The organism is Geodermatophilus tzadiensis (assembly GCF_003002915.1).
GTDB lineage: Bacteria > Actinomycetota > Actinomycetes > Mycobacteriales > Geodermatophilaceae > Geodermatophilus > Geodermatophilus tzadiensis.
Window position 1 is genome coordinate 1 of record NZ_PVTG01000004.1, and the last position, 19,210, is coordinate 19,210.

A 19,210-nucleotide genomic window follows, 5' to 3' on the forward strand; every position below is an offset into this window, starting at 1 on the left:
ACGCCAACGCCGAGGACGTCGTCCTGCGCGGGCTGACCGACGACCAGCGGGCCACGCTGCTGGCCACGCCCACCGATGACGGCTACCGCCTCGACGTGCACCTGCAGGGCGAGCACGAGACGGTCTTCTTCGCCGTCTGAGCGCGCGCCCGGCCCGCCGCCGGTAGGAAGAGAGCCGTGACAGGTCTGTTCGCCGGCACGTTCGCCCGGGGCGGTGCGTCGGCGGCCGTCTCCGACGACGCCTGGATCCGCGCGCTGCTGCAGGCGGAGGCCGCGCTGGCCCGGGCCGCGGCGTCGGCCGGCGTCGTGCCCGCGACCGCCGCTGACGCGGTGACCGCGGCGTGCGCCGACCCCTCCCGGCTGGACCTCGCGACCGTCGTCGCCCGGGCGGCCGACGCGGGCAACCCGGTGCCGCCGCTGGTGCGCGCGCTGCAGGACGCCGTGGGGGAGCGCGACGCGGTCGCCGTCCACGTGGGCGCGACCAGCCAGGACGTCCTCGACACGGCGCTGGTGCTGCTCGCGCGGTCGGCGGTGCAGGCGGTCGACGCCGACCTGGCGGCCGCCGCCGAGCGGTGCGCCGGGCTGGCCCGCGCGCACCGGGACGACGTCGTCATGGGCCGGACGCTCATGCAGCAGGCGCTGCCGACGACGTTCGGGCTCAAGGCGGCCGGGTGGCTGGCCGGCCTGGACGGCGCGCGGCTGCGGCTGGCCGAGGTGGTGGCCACGCTGCCGGTGCAGTACGGCGGCGCGGTCGGCACGCTCGCGGCGTCGTCCGGTGCCGGGGTCGCGGTGCGGGAGGCGCTGGCCGCCGAGCTCGGGCTGGTGGCGCCCGCCGTCCCCTGGTTCACGGTGCGGCTGCCGGTGGCCGACCTGGCCGGGGCGCTCGGTGCCGCGGCCGGCGTGGTGGCCACCGTGGCGCTCGACGTGGTGCTGCTGGCCCAGTCGGAGGTGGCCGAGGTCGCCGAGGTCGGCGAGGGGCGCGGCGGGTCGTCGGCGATGCCGCACAAGCGCAATCCGGTGGCGGCGGTCTCGGCGCGGGCGTGCGCGCGGCGGGCGCCGGGGCTGGTGGCCACGCTGCTGGGCGCGATGGAGCAGGAGCACGAGCGCGCCGCGGGGGCGTGGCACAGCGAGTGGCCGACGCTGACCGACCTGCTGGTGGCCGTCGGGTCGGCGGCGGCGTGGCTGGCGGAGAGCCTGCGCGGGCTGCGTCCCGACGTCGACCGGATGGCGGCGACCGTGGCCGCGGCGGGCGAGGGGTCGCTGGCCGGCGCGCTGGCCGAGGCGCTGGCCCCGTCGCTGGGCCGCGGCGCCGCGCACGACGCCGCCGCCGACGCGGTGCGGGAGGCCCGGGAGAGCGGGCGGCCGCTGGCCGGGGTGGTGGCCGCACGGACCGACGTGGACGCCGCCGCGGTGCTCGCCGCGGCCGCACCCGACACGGGCGAGGCCGGCGCGCAGGTGGACGCGGCGCTGGCCGAGCACGACCGACTGACCGAGGGAGAGCGCGGATGACCGCCGTCGAGGTGTCGTACACGGAGGACGGGCCGGCCGACGCGCCGGTCGTCGTCCTCTCCAACTCGCTGGGGGCCACCCGCGGGATGTGGGACCCGCAGGTGCCGGCGCTGGCCGAGCGCTACCGGGTGGTCACCTACGACACGCGGGGGCACGGCGAGTCGTCGTCGCCGGCCGGTCCGTACTCCCTCGACGACCTCGTGGACGACGTCGTCGCGCTGCTCGACCGGCTCGGCGCGCGGCGGGCGCACGTGGCCGGCCTGTCGCTGGGCGGGATGACGGCGCTGCGGCTGGCCGCGCGGGAGCCCGACCGGGTCGGCCGGCTGGCCGTCCTGGCGTCGTCGGCCAAGCCGGACCCGCAGGGCTTCCTCGACCGGGCCGTCGCGGCCCGGTCCGGCGGCACCGCGCCGCTGGCGCCGACCGTGGTGCAGCGCTGGCTGACGCCGGCGTACGCCGCCGCGCACCCCGAGCTGGTGGCCCGGCTGGAGGCGATGATCGTCGCCGCGGACGACGAGGGCTACGCGCTGTGCTGCGAGGTGGTGGCCGCGGTGGACCTGCGCGAGGACCTCGCCCGGATCACCGCGCCGACGCTCGTGGTCTCGGGCGCCGAGGACCCGGCGCTGCCCCCGCCGCACCAGCAGCTCATCGCCGACGGGATCGCCGGGGCGTCGCTGGTGTCGGTGAGCCCGGGGGCGCACCTGCCGAACCTGGAGCAGCCGCTGGAGGTGACCGGCGCGCTGCTCGGTCACCTCGACGCGGCGGGGAGCCACGCGTGAGCGACCCGGACCTCTCCACGGACGCGGCCCGTCACGAGGCGGGGATGCGCACCCGGCGGGAGGTGCTCGGGGACGCCTGGGTGGACCGGGCGGTGGCGAACACGACGCCGTTCACCGCCGGGTTCCAGGACTTCATCACCCGCGTGGCGTGGGGCGACGTCTGGCAGCGGCCCGGGCTGTCCCGCCGCGACCGCAGCCTGATGACCCTGTCGATCACCATCGCGCTGCGGCACTGGGACGAGTTCGCGCTGCACGTGCGGGCCGCGAGGAACAACGGCCTGTCCGACGAGGAGATCGCCGAGGTCATCCAGCACTCGGCCGTCTACGCCGGCGTCCCCGCGGCCAACCACGCGTTCAAGGTGGCCGGGCCGATCCTGGACGAGCTCCGCCGGGAGGGGTGAGCGCCCGGAGACCGGGCGCGCTCACACGGGGCGGCCGCGGCCCTCGCGGAGCAGGCGGACCAGGGCGTCGGTCGAGGAGTCGGCGTCGTACTCGGGCGCGGACTCGCTCTGCAGCTTGGGCGCGAGCTGGTTGGCCATCACCTTGCCCAGCTCCACGCCCCACTGGTCGAAGGAGTTGACGCCCCACACCACGCCCTGGGTGAAGACCCGGTGCTCGTAGGCGGCCACCAGCTGGCCGAGCACCGACGGCGTCAGCTTCGGCGCGACGATCGCGTTGGACGGCCGGTTGCCCGGCATCACCCGGTGCGGGACGACGGCGGCCGCCGTCCCCTCGGCGGCGACCTCCTCGGCGGTGCGGCCGAAGGCCAGCGCGCGCGGCTGGGCGAGGAAGTTGGCCAGGAACAGGTCGTGCATGCCGTCGAGGTCGTGGTTGGGCTGCGCGAACCCGATGAAGTCGGCCGGCACCAGCACCGTGCCCTGGTGCAGCAGCTGGTAGAAGGCGTGCTGGCCGTTGGTGCCCGGCTCGCCCCAGACGACCTCGCCGGTGGCGACGTCGACCGGTGAGCCGTCCAGGGTGACCGACTTGCCGTTGGACTCCATGCACAGCTGCTGCAGGTAGGCGGGGAAGCGCGCCAGGTACTGCGAGTAGGGCAGCACCGCCTGGCTCTGCGCGCCGAAGAAGTCGACGTACCAGACCGAGATCAGGCCCAGCAACGCCGGCAGGTTCTCCTCGTACGGCGCGGTGCGGAAGTGCTCGTCGACGGTGTGGAACCCGTCGAGCAGCTCCCGGTACTGCTCCGGCCCGATCGCCACCATGAGCGAGAGGCCGATCGCCGAGGTGAACGAGTAGCGGCCGCCCACCCAGTCCCAGAAGCCGAACATGTTCGCGGTGTCGATGCCGAACGCGGCCACCTTCTCGGCGTTGGTCGAGACGGCGACGAAGTGCCGGGCGACGGCGGCGTCGTCCCCGCCGAGCCCCTCGACCAGCCAGCGGCGCGCCTCGGTGGCGTTGGTCAGCGTCTCCTGGGTGGTGAAGGTCTTCGACGCCACGATGAACAGCGTGCTGGCCGGGTCGAGGTCGCGGGTGGCCTCGGCGAGGTCGGTCGGGTCGATGTTCGAGACGAAGCGGAAGGTCAGCGACCGGTCGGAGTAGTCGCGCAGGGCGAGGTAGGCCATGGCCGGGCCGAGGTCGGAGCCGCCGATGCCGATGTTGACCACCGCGCGGATCCGCTCGCCGGTGTGCCCGGTCCACGCGCCGCTGCGCACCCGGTCGGCGAACTCCGCCATCCGGTCGAGGACCTCGTGCACCTCCTGCCGGACGTCGTGGCCGTCGACGTCGAGGCCGCTGGTCGCCGGGTCGCGCAGCGCCACGTGCAGCACCGCGCGGTCCTCGGTGGTGTTGACGTGCTCGCCGCGGAACATCGCCTCGGTGCGCTCGCGCAGGCCCACGGACTCGGCCAGCGCGGCGAGCAGGCGGACGGTCTCGCGAGTGAGCCGGTTCTTCGAGTAGTCGAGGTAGAGGTCCCCGGCGGTCACGGTGAGCTCGGTGCCGCGCCCGCGGTCCTCGGCGAACAGGTCCCGCAGGTGCCGGTCGCCCACCTCCCGGTGGTGGTCGGCGAGTGCCTGCCACTCCGCGCTGTCCCTGACGCCCATGGACCCCTCCTGCTCCGCCCGGCCCGCTGCCGACGTCCCCACCCTGCCGGGTGCCGACGGCCGCGGCGACCCCGGGTCTACGCGTGCACATCCGCGGAGATGCCCCGTGCACTTCCGGGGAGATGCCCGTGCACTTCCGGGGAGATGCCCCGTGCACGTCCGCGGACGTGCGCGCTCAGGGACGCAGGCGCAGGGTCTGGCCGGGGCGCAGCTGCGCGCAGCGGTCGACGTCGTCGTCGGCCACGTACCCGGCCACCGGGTAGCCGCCGGTCACGGGCGCGTCGGCGAGGAACAGCACCGGTGCGCCCGACGGCGGCACCTGCAGCGCGCCGCGCGCCAGCCCCTCGCTCGGCAGCTCGCCGGAGACCCGCCGCGCCAGCGCGGGCCCGGCCAGCCGCAGGCCCACCCGGTTGCTGTCGGCGGTGACCGTCCACGGCGCGGACCCGAGCAGGCCCAGCGCCTCCGGGGTCAGCCAGTCGGCTCGCGGCCCGGGCAGCAGCCGCACGGTCAGCGGCCCGGCCGGCGGGTCGGCCACCGGCGCGAGGTCCACCCCCGGCAGCGGGCCCGACGGCGCACCCACCGGCAGCACGTCACCGGCCCGCAGCGGCGCCGGCCCGAGGCCGGACAGCACGTCGGTGGACCGCGAGCCGAGCACCGGCGGGACGTCGATCCCGCCGCGCAGGGCCAGGTACGTCCGCAGCCCGGACGGCGGCGTGCCCAGGTCCAGCACCGTGCCCGCCCGGAGCAGGCCGGGCGCGCAGTGCACCGGGCTGCCCGGGCAGCGCGCCCCCGTGGTGACGGCGAGCAGGTCGGCCCCGGCGCGCACGGTCAGCCCGCCGAGGGTGCACTCGAGCACCGCCGCGGCGACGTCGTTGCCCACCAGCCGGTTGGCCAGCGCCGCCGACGCGCGGTCGGCCGCGCCCGACCGGCCCACCCCGATGCCGCCGAGGCCCGGGCGGCCGCGGTCCTGCACCGTGGTCAGCGGCCCGGGCGCGAGCACCGTCAGCACGGCACGAACCGCACCCGCACCCCCGGCCGCAGCAGCGCCGCCGGGTCGCGGGCGAGGTCGAACACCGCGACGTCGGTGCGGCCGACGAGCTGCCACCCGCCGGGCGACTCGCGCGGGTAGACGCCGGTGAACCCGCCGGCCAGCCCCACCGCGCCGGCGGGCACCCGGGTGCGCGGAGTGGCCAGTCGGGGCACGTCCCACGGCTCGGTGTCGGGCGTGCAGTAGCCGAACCCCGGCGCGAAGCCGCAGAAGGCCACCGTCCACTCCCGCCCGGTGTGCGCCGCGACCACGCCGTCGGGGTCGGTGCCCAGCAGCTCCGCGACCGCGGCGAGGTCGGCGCCGTCGTAGTGCACCGGCAGCTCCACCCGCTCGCCCGACCCCTGCCTCCCGGGCCGCCACGGCAGGCGCTCGAGGGCCGCCCGCACGCCGGCGAGGTCGCCGTCGGCCACCACCAGGACCGTCCGCGCGGCCGGGACGACGTCGGCGACCCCGGGCACCGCGCGGTCCAGCAGCGCGGCGGTGAACCCGAGGACGGCGTCGAGGTCGTCGAGCTCCACCAGCAGCGCCGAGGAGCCGCTCGGCAGGACGCGCATCACGCGAACGGGGCCAGTGCCACGCCGGCCCCGGTGAGCGCCTCGCGCACCCGCCGGGCGATGGCGGCCGCGCCCGGGGTGTCGCCGTGCACGCAGATCGACTCCGGCGCGAGCACCAGCGCGCCGCCCTCGACGTCGGTCACCGGCTCGCCGGTGGCCATCGCGACGCAGCGGCGGGCGATCTCGTCGGGGTCGTGCAGCACCGCGCCGGGCAGCCGGCGCGACACCAGCGTGCCCTCTGGCGTGTACGCGCGGTCGGCGAACGCCTCGGCGACCGTGGTCAGCCCGGCCCCGGCCGCCAGCCGCAGCCACGCCGACCCGGGCAGCCCGAGCACCGGCAGCGTGCGGTCGTACTCGACGACCGCGCGGACCACCGCGGCCGCCTGCTCCTCGTGCGTGACGATCGCGTTGTACAGCGCGCCGTGCGGCTTGACGTAGCGCACGCGCGTGCCGGCGACGCGCGCGAAGGCCTCCAGCGCGCCGAGCTGGTAGAGGACGTCGGCGGTGAGCTCCTCGGGAGCGGCGTCGAGGAAGCGGCGGCCGAAGCCCGCGAGGTCCCGGTAGGAGACCTGCGCCCCGACGCTGACCCCGGCGGCGGCCGCCCCCTCGCAGACCCGCCGCAGGGTCACCGGGTCGCCGGCGTGGAAGCCGCAGGCGACGTTGGCGCTCGTCACCACCGGGAGCATCGCGGCGTCGTCCCCGAGCGTCCACGCGCCGAAGGACTCCCCGAGGTCGGCGTTGAGGTCCACGCCCCCATCCTCGCGGGCCGTCCGCCGACGGAACGGGACCGGGCCCGTGGCCCTAGGCTTGACCCGACGCGTCGCCGGGTTCTCGGGGGACCGGCGCAGGGGACGGAGGCGCCGTGGCAACCCGCGACCTGGTGGTGGTCGGTGCCTCGGCCGGCGGCGTCGAGGCGTTGCGCGAGCTGTGCGCCTGCCTGCCGGAGGACCTGCCCGCCGCCGTCCTCGTCGCGCTGCACATGCCCGCCTCCGGCCGCAGCGCGCTGGCGTCGGTCCTCGGCCGGGTGTCCCGGCTCCCGGTCCGGGCCGCGGAGGACGGCCTGCCGCTGGTCCCCGGCACGGTGACCGTGGCGGTGCCCGACCGGCACCTCCTGGTCGTCGGCGACCGCGTCCTGCTCTCCCGCGGGCCCCGGGAGAACGGCCACCGCCCGGCGGTCGACGTGCTGTTCCGGTCGGCCGCGCAGGCCCGCGGCCCGCGGGTGGTCGGGGTGGTGCTCTCCGGGGCGCTCGACGACGGCACCGCCGGCACCATCGCGATCCGCTCCCGCGGCGGGGTCGCCGTCGCCCAGGACCCCGCGGACGCGCTCTACCCGAGCATGCCGCTGCACGCGGCCGAGGTCGGCCGGGCCGACCACGTGGCCGCCGTGGCGGACCTGCCGGAGCTGCTCGACCGGCTGGTGCGGCAGGAGGTCGACGCCGCCGTCGCGCCGCCGCCGACGACGCTGATGGACACGGAGACGGAGATGGCCCAGCTCGACGCGCACGCCATGGACGACGCCGACCGGCCCGGCAGCCCCTCCGGGTTCGGCTGCCCGACCTGCCACGGTGCGCTGTTCACCATCGCCGAGGGGGGCATGGAGCGCTTCCGCTGCCGGGTGGGACACGCCTGGTCCCCGGCGGCGCTGGCCGCCGAGCAGGCGCAGGCGCTGGAGGGCGCGCTGTGGATGGCGCTGCGCGGGCTCGAGGAGCGGGCCGCGCTGAGCCGCCGCATGGGTGACCGGGCCGCCGAGCGCGGCCACCGGCACAGCGCGAAGACCTTCCGCCGCCGGCACGACGAGGCCCACCAGGCGGCCGGGGTGCTCCGGGAGCTGCTTGAGCGCGGGGTGCTCCACGGGGACGCGGTCCCCGAGGACGTCGACGACACCCTGGGCGACCCCGGGACCGAGCGGGCGGCGGGGTCCTGACCCGTGTCCGAGCACCCGCGGCCGCGCGCCGACGACGAGCTGGCCGACGACCTGCGCGACGACGACGGTCTCGCCGGCGCTGCCGAGGCGGCGGACGCCGATGCCGCAGCGGGCCTGGACCCCGACTTCGAGGCGCTGCTGGTCTACCTCCGCGAGCGCCGCGGCTTCGACTTCACCGGCTACAAGCGGCCGAGCCTGGTCCGGCGCGTCCGGCGGCGGATGGCCGAGGTCGGCACCGGGTCGGTGACCGAGTACCAGGACTTCCTCGAGGTCCACCCCGACGAGTTCGCCCCGCTGTTCAACACCATCCTCATCAACGTCACCGGCTTCTTCCGGGACCGCCCGTCGTGGGAGCACCTGCGCGAGCGGGTGCTGCCCGACCTGCTCGCCACCGCCGGCCCGCGGATCCGGCTGTGGAGCGCCGGGTGCGCCAGCGGGCAGGAGGCCTACAGCCTGGCCATGCTGCTGGCCGAGGCGCTCGGCGAGGGGGAGTTCCGCGAGCGGGTGAAGATCTACGCCACCGACGTCGACGAGGAGGCGCTGACCCAGGCCCGGCAGGCGCTGTACACCGAACGCGAGATGGCCGGCCTCACCCCCGAGGAGGCGGGGCGGTACTTCACCCAGGAGGGCAGCCGGTTCGCCTTCCGCAAGGACCTGCGCCGGGCGGTGATCTTCGGCCGCAACGACCTGGTGCAGGACGCCCCGATCTCGCACGTCGACCTGCTGCTGTGCCGCAACACCCTCATGTACTTCAACGCCGAGACGCAGAACCGGATCCTGAGCCGGCTGCACTTCGCGCTCAACCGCAACGGCGTGCTCTTCCTGGGCAAGGCCGAGATGCTCCTCTCGCACGCCCAGCTGTTCGCGCCGGTCGACCTCACCCGCCGGTTCTTCCGCAAGCGGGACGGCGGCGTCGCGGTGGAACGGAGGCCGGGGCCGGCGCTCGTGCAGGGCGACGGCGGCCCCTCCGACGGCGACCTCGCCCGGCTGCGCCTGGAGGCGGTGCGGTCGGCGCCGGTCGCCCAGCTGGTCCTCGACGCCGGCGGCCGCCTGGCGATGGCCAACCACCAGGCGCAGCGGCTCTTCCGGGTCGACGAGCGCGACGTCGGCCGCCCCTTCCAGGACCTGGAGGTGTCCTACCGGCCGGCGGAGCTGCGGGGGGCGGTGGCCGAGGCGGTGGCCGGCCGGCGCGGCGTCTGGCTGCGTGGCGTCGAGCGCCACCAGCCGGGCGGCGAGCCCCTGGTCCTCGACGTCCAGGTGGTCCCCCTGTACCGGGAGGACGGCGGCCCGCTGGGCACCACGGTGACCTTCGAGGACGTCACCCGCTACCGGCGGCTGCAGCGGGAGCTCGAGTCGGCCAACCGGCAGCTGGAGACCGCCTACGAGGAGCTGCAGTCGACCAACGAGGAACTGGAGACCACCAACGAGGAGCTGCAGTCGACGGTCGAGGAGCTGGAGACCACCAACGAGGAGCTGCAGTCGACCAACGAGGAACTGGAGACGATGAACGAGGAGCTGCAGTCGATGAACGACGAGCTGCACTCCACCAACGAGGAGCTGCGCGCCAGCACCGACGAGGTCGCCAGCCTCAACCAGTTCATGGCCGGCGTGCTGTCGAGCTTCCGCGCCGGCGTCGTCGTCGTGGACGCCGAGCTGCAGGTGCTCGCCTGGAACGCCGCGGCCGAGGACCTGTGGGGCGTGCGCGAGGACGAGGCCGTCGGGCAGTACCTGCTCAACCTCGACATCGGCCTGCCCGTGTCGCAGCTGCACCCGCTGCTGCGCCGGCAGGTGGGGGGTGACGGCCCGGCCCACGAGACGGTGGAGCTGGGGGCCGTCAACCGCCGCGGCCGTCCCGTCCGGGTGCGGGTGACGGTCAGCGAGTTCGCGACCGCGCCCGGCCGGCGCGGCGGTGCCGTGCTCCTCATGGACCCGGCCGACGCCTGACCCCGGCCGGGGTCAGCGCGCGGCGGCGGCGATGACCTCGTCGGCGTGGCCCTCGACGACCAGCCGGGCCAGGTCGCGCACCTTGACGTTGAGCCGGTTGGACAGGGTCACCAGGCGGGCCCACGCGTCGTCGGCGTCGACCCCGAGCCGGCTCATCAGCACCCCCTTGGCCTGGTCGATGACCGAGCGCGAGGCGAGCGCCTGCTCGAGGTTGGCGGTCAGCCGGCGCAGCGACTCACGCTCGGCCACCTCCTGCAGCACCGCGGCCGCGGCCAGGGCGACCAGCTCGGCCACCCGCCGGTCGGCCGGGCCGAACGCGTCGACCCGCGGTGAGTAGACGTTGAGGACGCCGGTGGGCGCCCCGTCCAGCGCCACCGGGACGGCCAGCACGCTGCGGACCGGACCGGCCGCGGCCAGCCGGGCCAGCACCGGCCAGCGGGGGTCCGTGCGCAGCTCGCCGGTGACGACGGCCTCGCCGCCGGTGTAGGCGTCGACGCACGGACCCTCGTCGGCGCGCATCTGGCGGCCGTCGGCCTCCTGGGCCGCGGTGGAGTCGGTGCCGATGTACCGCGGGTCGCGGGGGGAGCCGATGGTGACGCTGACCCAGCAGGACGACGGCACCGCGCGCTGGGCGAGGGTGGCCATCCGGCCCAGCAGCTGGCGGCGGTCCGCGCCGGCGGAGGCCAGCCGGGTGAGCTCGGCGAGCGCCTCGGCGATGCCGATGGGAGCCGCGTCGTCGCCGGGGGGCGCCGGCTCCGTGGCCGGGAGCGGCTCGAGGAGGACGGCGTCCTCCGGGTCGGTGGTGAGCACCCACTGCAGGCGCGCCGGGGCCGGGCCGCCGCCGGAGGTCTCGGCGACCCCGGACAGCAGCGCCTCCGCCCGGACGCCGTTGCGGCCGTGGAGGGTCACTGCCGCCCGGTGCTCGGCGACCTCCCCGGCGGCCAGCTCCCGCACCGCCGCCCGGAACCCCGGCACGTCGGCCGGTGCGAGGTAGACCGTGAACGGCTTGCCGAGCAGGCGGGGGAGGGCGACGCCCAGCAGCCCGGCGAGCGCCGGGTTGGCCTCGAGCACCTTGCCCGCGCCGTCGGTGACGAACAGCCCGACCGGGAGGACGGCGGTGAGGTGCTCGCGCCACCGGCGCTCGCCGTCGTAGCGCTCGACCAGCCGGGCGATCTCCTCCTGCTGCGCCAGCAGCTCCTCCTCGGCGACCCGCAGCTCCTCCTGCGCCACCGACAGCTCGGCCAGGGTGCCGACGACCTGCGCCACGGGCAGGTCGGACGCGGGGCCGGTGCCGCCGCGGTCATCCACTGAGTGCCCCCCCGGTCGGGTCGTGCCGGTCGGCCTGTGCCTCGCGGCGGTCGGTCTCGGCGTCCCGGCGGTGCTCGACGGCCCGCCTGCGGTGGTCCACCGGGTCCCCGACCCCCCGGTCGGCGGCCGCATCGTGCACCCGTGCCGCCTCCTCGTGGGCGCGGGCGGCGTTCTCGTGGCCGGTGGCCGCCCGCTGCCGGGCCTCCTCGGCGAGCTGCGCCGACTCCTCGGCCGCCTCGTGGGCGCGCCGCGCGTCGCGCTCCGTCGACAGCATGCCCGCCGACAGCCGGGCCAGGCGCTCGGCGAGCTCGCGGCTGCGCCGGCCGGCCGTCTCGGCCCGCTCCGCGGCCCGCTCCCCGCGGTCCTCAGCGGTCATGGTGCCCATCATCCCCGCTGCCGCCGCCCCCCGCGACGGGATCCGGCGCGGCGGTGGGGTCGCCGGTGCGCCGTCCGGGCGTGTCGCCCGCCGCCCGCCGTCACGAGCGGACGGCGTCCCGCAGCCGGGAGTGGCGGTAGCCGTAGACCGCGTAGAACACCAGCCCGATCGCCAGCCAGGCGAGGAACCGCAGCCAGGTCTCGATGCTCAGGTTGAGCATCAGGTAGAGGCAGGCCAGCGCCGACAGCAGTGGCAGCGCGGGGGACAGCGGCACCCGGAACGGCCGGGGCATGTCCGGCCGGGTGCGGCGCAGCGCGACGACGGCGAGCGACACCAGCAGGAAGGCGAACAGCGTGCCGATGCTGACCAGGTCGGCCAGCGCGCCCAGCGGCACGAACGTCGCCATGGCCAGGACGAGCACGGCGAACAGCACGGTGACCCGCGCCGGCGTCCCGGTGCGCGGGCTCACCCGCGCGACCGACTGGGGCAGCAGCCCGTCGCGGCCCATCGCGAAGCCGATCCGCCCGACGGTGATCAGGTCGACCAGGATCACCGAGGTCAGCCCGGCGACCGCGGCCAGCGAGATCAGCGCCGACGCCCAGCCCAGGCCCACCTGGTCGAACGCGTCGGCGATCGGCGCGCCCGGGTCGATCCGGTCGTAGGGGACCATCCCGACGACCACCAGCGAGACGCCGACGTAGAGGACGGTGGCCAGGGCCAGGGTGCCGAACAGGCCGAGCGGCAGGTCACGGCCGGGGCGGCGGGTCTCCTCCGACAGGTTCGCCACGGCCTCGAAGCCGGTGTAGGAGAAGAAGACGACGGCCGCCGCGGTGAGCACGCCACCGAGGCCGAACACCACCGGGTCGATGCCGGCGACGGCCTGGATGAGCGGCTGGGCCAGCCCGCCGCTGCCCTCGGCCGGCCGGCCCTCGGGCACGAACGGGGTGAGGTTGGCGCCCCGCACGAACCAGGCGCCGGCCACCACGACGAACACGCAGACGGCGACCTTGACGACGACGAGCAGCGCGGTGACCCGGGCCGACTCGCGGATGCCGAGCACCGCCACCGCGGTCAGCAGCACCACGATGGACGCCGCCCCGACGTTGACCGCCGCCTCCTCGCCGAACAGCGACGGCGGGAGGTCGAGCAGGTTGCCGACGTAGCCCGACCAGCCGCGCGCGACCACCGCGGCACCCAGCGCGAACTCCAGGAACAGGTCCCAGCCGATCACCCAGGCGACCACCTCGCCGGCGGTGGCGTAGGCGTAGGAGTAGGCGCTGCCCGCGGTCGGGGCGGAGGAGGCGAGCTCGGCGTAGCAGAGCGCGGCCAGCAGGGCGACGACGCCGGCGATGACGAAGGAGACCACCACCGCCGGCCCCGCGGTGTCGCGGGCGGCGACCCCGGTGAGGGTGAAGATGCCGGTGCCGATGACCACGCCGATGCCGAAGCCGACGAGGTGACGGGCCGACAGCCGCTTGCGCAGGTGGCCCACCCCGGCGGCGGTGGGCTCCCCGCCCTCGTCCCCGAGGCGCTCGACGGGCTTGGTCCGGAACAGTTCCACCCGACCATGCTGAACGCCGGGGTCCGGACCCGCCCGCTGGAGGCCCGACGTTCCTCCGGGGTCGGCGCTACACCTCCTCGACCGGGAAGCTGCGCGACGGCGACACGAACTCGTCCTGGGCGGCCACGAGCAGGATCTCCCGCGACCCGGCCTCCTCGGTGCGCCGCAGCAGGCCCCACACGCTGGCCGCCGCCCGGCCCAGCGCCTCGCCGGCGGAGCGGGTGTCGAGCCAGTGCGCGAGGAACAGCGCGGCGATCGCGTCACCGGCGCCGTTGACCGCCACCGACAGCCGCGGCGTGCGTACCCGGAAGTGCCGGCCGCCCTCGGAGGCGAGCAGGTCCACGGCGTCGTCCGGGGTGTCCTCGGTGACCAGCGACGTCGTCAGCACCACCCGCGGGCCCAGCCCCTGCACGGCCGCGACGGCGTCCTCCACCTCGTCCAGCGACCGCGTCGTCGTCCGCGCGAGCAGGTCGAGCTCGTAGTGGTTGGGGGTCACCAGGTCGGCGGCCGGGACGGCGACCTCCCGCATGAGCTCCTCGATGCCCGGGCGGACGAACACGCCGCGGCCGACGTCGCCGATGACCGGGTCGCAGCAGTAGACGGCGTCGGGGTTGGCCGCGCGCACCCGCCCGACCGTGCCGACGACGGCGTGCCCGATGTCGGCCGAGCCGAGGTACCCGGACAGGACGGCGTCGGCGGTGCCCAGCACGCCGCGGTCGGCGATGCCGTCGACGACCTCCTCCACGGCCTGGCCGTCGAACACCCGCCCGGTCCACGCGCCGTAGCCGGTGTGGTTGGAGAACTGGACGGTGTGCACCGGCCACACCTCGACGCCCAGGCGCTGCAGCGGGAAGACGGCCGAGGAGTTGCCCACGTGCCCGTAGGCGACGTGCGACTGGATCGACAGGACGTTCACCACGCGGTCACCGTGCCACGCGCCCGGACGGGGCGCGGACCCGGGCCGGGGCGGGACCGGGGCGGTCGAGCCAGGCCACCACCAGCGCGTGCGGCACCGTCAGGGCCGCCAGCAGCGGCAGGTCGGTGGCGACGAGGCCGCGCCAGCCGCCGGCGGCCGACCACAGCAGCGCGAGGACGGCCAGCACCGCGACGGTCGGCAGGGCGGCCGCGACGGCGAACCGGCGCAGCGGTGGACCCAGCCGGCCCGCGGCCAGGTCGGCGACGTTGGCCGGGTCCTCGGCCAGCACCCGGGCGGTGTGGCGCACCGCGTGCCAGCAACCGAAGTAGACGCCGAAGGCCGCCAGCGGCGGGGCGACCAGGACCAGCACGGCCAGCGCGCCGACCTCGGCCGCCTCCGTCCAGCGGGTCTCCAGCAGCAGCGCGAGGGCGAGGGCGGCCGCGGCGGGCAGCACCACCGCGAGCAGCACGGTGCCGACCCCCGGCGGGAGGGTGCCGTCGCTGCCCGGCACCACCGCGGCCACCACCGGCGCCGCCTCCTCCGCCCCGCGCACGAGGGGCACCAGCAGCGCCAGGCCGCCGAGCACCGCCGCGGGCAGCGCGGCCCGGCGGACCGGCCGGCCGGCGCGCAGGTCGGCGAAGGCGGTCTCGCCGGTGCCGAAGTGCCAGGCCGACAGCAGCACGAACACCGCCAGCGCGGGCCCGGGCGCGGCGGTGAACAGCACCCAGGTGACCGTGGCGACGGCGGCGTAGCCCAGCGCGAACGCGGCCAGCCGCGCCGGTCCCCACCGCAGCCGGTAGGCCGGGACCAGGTGGTCGACGGCGCCGTGCGGCAGGCCGAGCAGCAGCCCGCCGACCAGGGGCAGCCACGCCCGGTCCCCCCAGCCGGCGGTGACCTCGACGAGGACCACGGCGGCCGCGGCTACCAGCGACACGGTCGTCGCCGCCCGGGCCGGGGCGGCGAACGGGGTGCCGGTCCGGTCCGCCGTCCCCGGGTCCGGGAGCGGGCGCACGCTCAGGTCCGCTCGGGCGCCGTCCGGGTCGCGCCGTGCCCGCGGTGCTCGCCGTGGTGGTGCTCGTCGTGGTGGTGCTCGCCGTGGTGGTGCTCGCCGCGGAGGGTGGCCGCGGCCGCGGGGGAGACCCGGCCGAGCTCGGGCAGCACGCCGTCGCTCTCGTGCACGTGGCTGACCCACACCGGCTCGGGGTGGGTGTCCTCGCCGGCCCGGACGTCCTCGGCGGTCCGCAGCAGGGCCACCTTGTGGACCAGCAGACCGAAGCCGACCTTGGCGATCACGTCGGCCGTGGAGTAGGCGACCTGCACGGTCGCGGCCCACGCCGGGGTGGCGTCGGCGAACACGGGGATCGCGTAGACGAGCGGGTACACGCCGAAGCTGGACAGCAGCACGATCGTGGCGTTGCGCAGGCTGACCGCCGCCTCCGTCCCCATGTGCGGCAGCGAGGCGCGGACGGCGCCGATCAGCGCGACGGCGAGGTAGCCGAAGAACGCGGTGCTGACCAGCCCCCAGACGACCAGCGCGGTGCGGTCCCGGCCGTCGGCGACGACCTGCGCGCCGAAGTAGCCGGTGAGGATCATGAGGAAGGCCGCGGTCACCGTCGTCGCGCGGAGGTTGCGGGCCCGGCGGCCGGCCAGCGAGCAGACCGCGAGGAGCTCGACGGTGAGCAGCGGGACGGTGACGGCCCAGTCGGGGTAGCGCGTGGAGCCGGTGAACCGCGCCTCGGCGTTGGGCTCGTACACGCCGTCGGTCAGCGTGAAGCCGGTGTCCCACTTGAGGAACAGCACCAGGTAGCTGACCGTCGCGACCGCCGCGAGGCACAGGCCGGCGTAGAGGGCCGGCCGGTAGCGCCGGCCGACCTCCTCCCGGCTGGCCCAGGTGTAGAGGAGGTAGGCGAACAGGGCGAACCCGGCCGCCATGAGCGCGAAGTGCACCAGGTCGTACAGGCCGAGCGACATGGGCTGCAGCTCGGGCGTGGGCGTGTCGACGACGTCCACGGCACCTCCGGGGTGGGACGGGGGCGGGCCCTGGCGTCGAGCCCCGGACCGGCTGCCTACCCGCGCCCGATGGTTGGAACCATTGCCGGATGGCAACCGTGACGGCGTCCCGGTCACCGGACAGGAGAGGACCGACGATGGCGCGCACCGACCGGATCGCGGAGCCGTGGGGCACGCGGACGCCGTACGGGCCGGGGGAGACCTGGCCGACGCGGGTGGACTCCCACCTGGCCGACGGGCTGACCGCCGACGACGTCGACCGCTGGGTGCCCTCGGCGACGATCCTGCACAGCAACGGCGACGGCCTGGACATCGCGGTCAAGGACGGCCGGATCGTCGGCGTCCGCGGCCGTGCCGAGGACCGGGTCAACCACGGCCGGCTCGACCCCAAGGACCTCTACGGCTGGCAGGCGAACCACTCACCCGACCGGCTCACGCGGCCGCTCATCCGTCGCGGCGGGGAGCTGGTGGAGACCGACTGGGACACCGCGATGGACGCCGTCGCCGGCCGCTGCCGCGAGCTCCTCGACGAGCAGGGCCCCAGCGCGATCGGCTTCTACACCTCCGGGCAGCTGTTCCTGGAGGAGTACTACACGCTCGGGCTCATCGCGCACGGCGGCATCGGCACCAACCACGTCGACGGCAACACCCGGCTGTGCACCGCCACGGCCGCCGCCGCGCTCAAGGAGACCTTCGCCTCCGACGGCCAGCCCGGCTCCTACACCGACGTCGACCACTGCGACGTCATCGCGCTGTTCGGGCACAACGTGGCCGAGACGCAGTCGGTGCTGTGGACGCGCGTGCTCGACCGGCTGGCCGGCCCCCACCCGCCCCAGGTGGTCTGCGTCGACCCGCGGGAGACGCCGGTGGCCCGCGCCGCGACGGTGCACCTGGCGCCGCGGCCCGGCACGAACGTGGTGCTCATGAACGCGCTGCTGCACGAGGTGATCGGCAACGGCTGGGTCGACCGGGAGTACGTCGACGCGCACACCGTCGGCTTCGCGGAGCTCGAGGAGCGGGTGCGCGACTACCCGCCGGAGGTCGCCGAGGAGGTGTGCGACGTCCCGGCCGCGCAGGTCCGCGAGGCCGCCCGCGTGCTGGGCACCGCCGAGCGACTGCTGTCGACCGTGCTGCAGGGCTTCTACCAGTCCCACCAGGCCACCGCGGCCGCCGTCCAGGTGAACAACCTCAACCTGGTCCGCGGCATGCTCGGGAAGCCCGGGTGCGGGATCCTGCAGATGAACGGGCAGCCCACCGCGGAGAACACCCGCGAGGCCGGTGCCGACGGCGACCTGGCCGGCTTCCGCAACTGGTCCAACGACGCCCAGGTGGCCGACCTGGCGCGGGTGTGGCACCTCGACCCGTTCTCGATCCCGCACCACTCGCCGCCCACCCACGCGATGCAGATGTTCCGGCACGCCGAGGAGGGGTCGCTGCGCTTCCTGTACGTCACCGCCACCAACCCGGCGGTGTCGCTGCCCGAGCTGGGCCGGATCCGCTCGATCCTGGCCCAGGAGCGGCTGTTCCTCGTCGTCCAGGACCTCTTCCTCACCGAGACCGCGCAGCTGGCCGACGTCGTCCTGCCCGCCGCCACGTGGGGCGAGAAGACCGGCACCTTCACCAACGTCGACCGCACCGTGCACCTGTCGGAGAAGGCGGTCGACCCGCCCGGGGAGGCCCGCGCCGACCTCGACGTCCTCATCGACTTCGCGCGCCGGCTCGACCTGCGGGACAGGGACGGCGCCCCGCTGGTGACGTGGAGCGACCCCGAGGGCGCCTTCGAGGGCTGGAAGGAGTGCAGCCGCGGCCGGCCGTGCGACTACAGCGGGCTGTCCTACGCCAAGCTGCGGGAGCGCAACGGCATCCAGTGGCCGGTCACCGAGGACGCGCCCGAGGGCACCGAGCGGCTCTACGTCGACGGGCGGTTCTTCGCCGACCCCGACCACTGCGAGAGCTACGGCCGCGACCTGGTCACCGGCGCGCCGCTGGAGGAGACCGAGTACCGGGCGCTCAACCCCCACGGCCGGGCGGTCCTCAAGGCCGCCGAGTACGTGCCGCCGCACGAGCTGCCCAGCCAGGAGTTCCCCTTCCAGCTGGTCACCGGCCGGACGATCTACCAGTTCCACACCCGGACCAAGACCGGCCGGGCGCCGCAGCTGCAGGCCGCCGCCCCGGAGGTGTGGGTGGAGATGTCGGCGTCCGACGCCGCCGACCGCGGCTGGGGCGAGGGCGACCTGCTCGAGGTCTGCACCCCGCGCGGGCGGGTCGAGGCGCGGCTGCGGGTCAGCGGCATCCGGCCGGGGGTGGTGTTCCTGCCGTTCCACTACGGCTACTGGGACGCGCCCGACGCGCAGGAGCGGGGGCGGGCCGCCAACGAGCTCACCCCGACCGACTGGGACCCGGTGTCCAAGCAGCCGATCTTCAAGACGGCGGCGGCGGCGGTGAGCCGGCTGGCGGCCTCCGACGGCACGCCGTCCCCGGCGCCGACGACCACCGCGTCCCGGCCCGTGGCCGCCGACGTGCCGCCCACCCGGGGTGGCGAGACCGCGCTGGCCGAGGAGACCGTCGGGGGCGCGCGGTGAAGCTCGGGCTGGCCATCGAGGAGCTGCACCGGTCGGAGGACCACCTCGGGAAGGTGCTGCTCGCGGTGTCCGACCGGCACCAGGCCGACCACGAGGTCTTCCACGTCGCCCGGGACGTCGCCGCCTGGTCGCTGCGGCACGTCACCGAGCTGGCCCGGATCGGCCGCGACTTCGGCCTCGACCTCGACCCGGAGCCGGACGGCGAGCCGGGTCTGCTCGAGCGGCTCCAGCAGGCGACGTCGGACCTGCTCGGCCGCCGCCCGGAGCCCGGCCTGCTGCTGCTCGCCGACCTCCGGCACGTGCACCGCGAGGCCGCCGGCGTCTCGCTGGACTGGGAGCTGCTCGCCCAGGCCGCGCAGGGCGCGCGCAAGCGCGACCTGTTCGACCTGGCACGGCGCTGCCACCCCGACACGCTGCGCCAGATGCGCTGGGCGAACGCCAAGCTCAAGGAGTCGGCGACGCAGGCGCTCGTCTCCTAGCGGACCCCCCGAGAACAGCGGGCCCGTCCTCCGGCCGGGAGGGCGGGCCCGCTGCTACCGGGCTGGCGCAGCCGGCTGATCGGGCGCTACCCGGCCGCCCGCCACCGAAACCGGGCGGTGACCCCTCCGGGGTTGGCCGGCTGCCGCGAGGGGCACGGACACCCGCGTGA

Annotated in this window: 17 protein-coding genes; 7 read left to right on the forward strand and 10 right to left on the reverse strand. The window is 76.2% G+C overall.

The features are described from left to right. Positions 1-176 precede the first annotated feature (176 nt). The 3 genes from pcaB to pcaC are packed head-to-tail and all read left to right on the forward strand — an operon-like array spanning position 177 to position 2,685. Positions 177-1,508 carry a 3-carboxy-cis,cis-muconate cycloisomerase gene (pcaB, locus tag LY71_RS06925; protein ID WP_170121248.1) on the forward strand — a complete coding sequence of 444 codons (1,332 nt, stop codon included), beginning with the start codon at positions 177-179 and terminating at the stop codon, positions 1,506-1,508. Continuing rightward, positions 1,505-2,284: a 3-oxoadipate enol-lactonase gene (pcaD, locus tag LY71_RS06930; protein ID WP_106276248.1), complete on the forward strand. Its 780-nt coding sequence runs from the start codon at positions 1,505-1,507 to the stop codon at positions 2,282-2,284. Before pcaB ends, pcaD begins: the two co-directional genes overlap by 4 nt. Then, on the forward strand, positions 2,281-2,685 hold the full coding sequence (pcaC, locus tag LY71_RS06935) for a 4-carboxymuconolactone decarboxylase (RefSeq protein ID WP_106276249.1): 405 nt from the start codon (positions 2,281-2,283) through the stop codon (positions 2,683-2,685). The genes pcaD and pcaC overlap by 4 nt, the downstream gene beginning before the upstream one ends. A gap of 21 nt (positions 2,686-2,706) precedes the next feature. On the opposite strand, the gene pgi is transcribed toward pcaC, so the two are convergent. The 4 genes from pgi to LY71_RS06955 all read right to left on the reverse strand — a co-directional run bounded on the left by pgi (position 2,707) and on the right by LY71_RS06955 (position 6,689). Then, complete coding sequence (gene pgi, locus LY71_RS06940; RefSeq protein ID WP_106276250.1) at positions 2,707-4,338, reverse strand: glucose-6-phosphate isomerase; 1,632 nt, start codon at positions 4,336-4,338, stop codon at positions 2,707-2,709. Between the two features lie 175 nt (positions 4,339-4,513). Beyond that, positions 4,514-5,347 carry a 5-oxoprolinase subunit C family protein gene (locus LY71_RS06945; RefSeq protein ID WP_106276251.1) on the reverse strand — a complete coding sequence of 278 codons (834 nt, stop codon included), beginning with the start codon at positions 5,345-5,347 and terminating at the stop codon, positions 4,514-4,516. Then, on the reverse strand, positions 5,341-5,940 hold the full coding sequence (locus LY71_RS06950) for a 5-oxoprolinase subunit B family protein (RefSeq protein WP_106276485.1): 600 nt from the start codon (positions 5,938-5,940) through the stop codon (positions 5,341-5,343). The genes LY71_RS06945 and LY71_RS06950 overlap by 7 nt, the downstream gene beginning before the upstream one ends. Then, entirely contained in the window at positions 5,940-6,689 is a 750-nt protein-coding gene (locus LY71_RS06955) for a LamB/YcsF family protein (RefSeq protein WP_106276252.1), read from the reverse strand. Before LY71_RS06955 ends, LY71_RS06950 begins: the two co-directional genes overlap by 1 nt. A 113-nt stretch (positions 6,690-6,802) precedes the next feature. Here LY71_RS06955 and LY71_RS06960 point away from each other — a divergent pair, with 113 nt between their 5' ends. Beyond that, positions 6,803-7,864: a chemotaxis protein CheB gene (locus tag LY71_RS06960; protein ID WP_106276253.1), complete on the forward strand. Its 1,062-nt coding sequence runs from the start codon at positions 6,803-6,805 to the stop codon at positions 7,862-7,864. Positions 7,865-7,867: 3 nt separating this feature from the next. Then, the gene (locus LY71_RS06965; RefSeq protein ID WP_211297187.1) at positions 7,868-9,808 is read left to right on the forward strand and encodes a CheR family methyltransferase; all 1,941 of its coding nucleotides are present in this window, start codon (positions 7,868-7,870) and stop codon (positions 9,806-9,808) included. A gap of 12 nt (positions 9,809-9,820) precedes the next feature. Here the strand turns inward: LY71_RS06965 and LY71_RS06970 are convergent, their stop codons facing one another. The 6 genes from LY71_RS06970 to LY71_RS06990 all read right to left on the reverse strand — a co-directional run bounded on the left by LY71_RS06970 (position 9,821) and on the right by LY71_RS06990 (position 15,979). Beyond that, positions 9,821-11,116, reverse strand: a complete 1,296-nt coding sequence (locus LY71_RS06970) for an ANTAR domain-containing protein (RefSeq protein ID WP_146146070.1) — start codon at positions 11,114-11,116, stop codon at positions 9,821-9,823. Next, entirely contained in the window at positions 11,109-11,492 is a 384-nt protein-coding gene (locus LY71_RS23055; RefSeq protein WP_146146071.1) for a hypothetical protein, read from the reverse strand. Before LY71_RS23055 ends, LY71_RS06970 begins: the two co-directional genes overlap by 8 nt. A 100-nt stretch (positions 11,493-11,592) precedes the next feature. Continuing rightward, positions 11,593-13,053 carry an amino acid permease gene (locus LY71_RS06975; RefSeq protein WP_106276255.1) on the reverse strand — a complete coding sequence of 487 codons (1,461 nt, stop codon included), beginning with the start codon at positions 13,051-13,053 and terminating at the stop codon, positions 11,593-11,595. 67 nt (positions 13,054-13,120) lie between these two features. Next, positions 13,121-13,972: a pyridoxal kinase PdxY gene (gene pdxY / locus LY71_RS06980; protein ID WP_211297188.1), complete on the reverse strand. Its 852-nt coding sequence runs from the start codon at positions 13,970-13,972 to the stop codon at positions 13,121-13,123. A 4-nt stretch (positions 13,973-13,976) separates the two neighbouring features. Beyond that, complete coding sequence (locus LY71_RS06985; protein ID WP_170121249.1) at positions 13,977-14,981, reverse strand: Brp/Blh family beta-carotene 15,15'-dioxygenase; 1,005 nt, start codon at positions 14,979-14,981, stop codon at positions 13,977-13,979. Positions 14,982-14,983: 2 nt separating this feature from the next. Then, on the reverse strand, positions 14,984-15,979 hold the full coding sequence (locus LY71_RS06990; protein ID WP_245887735.1) for a bacteriorhodopsin: 996 nt from the start codon (positions 15,977-15,979) through the stop codon (positions 14,984-14,986). 137 nt (positions 15,980-16,116) lie between these two features. Between LY71_RS06990 and LY71_RS06995 the strand changes: the two genes are divergently transcribed. Together LY71_RS06995 and LY71_RS07000 are read left to right on the forward strand one after the other, a co-directional pair. Continuing rightward, a complete protein-coding gene (locus LY71_RS06995) occupies positions 16,117-18,561 on the forward strand; it encodes a molybdopterin oxidoreductase family protein (protein ID WP_106276258.1) in 2,445 nt (814 codons plus the stop codon). After that, positions 18,558-19,040, forward strand: coding sequence for a hypothetical protein (locus tag LY71_RS07000; protein WP_106276259.1), 483 nt, complete (start codon positions 18,558-18,560; stop codon positions 19,038-19,040). The genes LY71_RS06995 and LY71_RS07000 overlap by 4 nt, the downstream gene beginning before the upstream one ends. The last annotated feature ends 170 nt before the right edge of the window (positions 19,041-19,210 follow it).

Bases quoted from the DNA above. Each gene is read 5' to 3' on its own strand.
- LY71_RS06950 (WP_106276485.1), bottom strand. From the start codon at position 5,940: ATGCGCGTCCTGCCGAGCGGCTCCTCGGCGCTGCTGGTGGAGCTCGAC.
- LY71_RS06995 (WP_106276258.1), top strand. From the start codon at position 16,117: ATGGCGCGCACCGACCGGATCGCGGAGCCGTGGGGCACGCGGACGCCG.
- pgi (WP_106276250.1), bottom strand. From the start codon at position 4,338: ATGGGCGTCAGGGACAGCGCGGAGTGGCAGGCACTCGCCGACCACCAC.
- pcaD (WP_106276248.1), top strand. From the start codon at position 1,505: ATGACCGCCGTCGAGGTGTCGTACACGGAGGACGGGCCGGCCGACGCG.
- LY71_RS23055 (WP_146146071.1), bottom strand. From the start codon at position 11,492: ATGACCGCTGAGGACCGCGGGGAGCGGGCCGCGGAGCGGGCCGAGACG.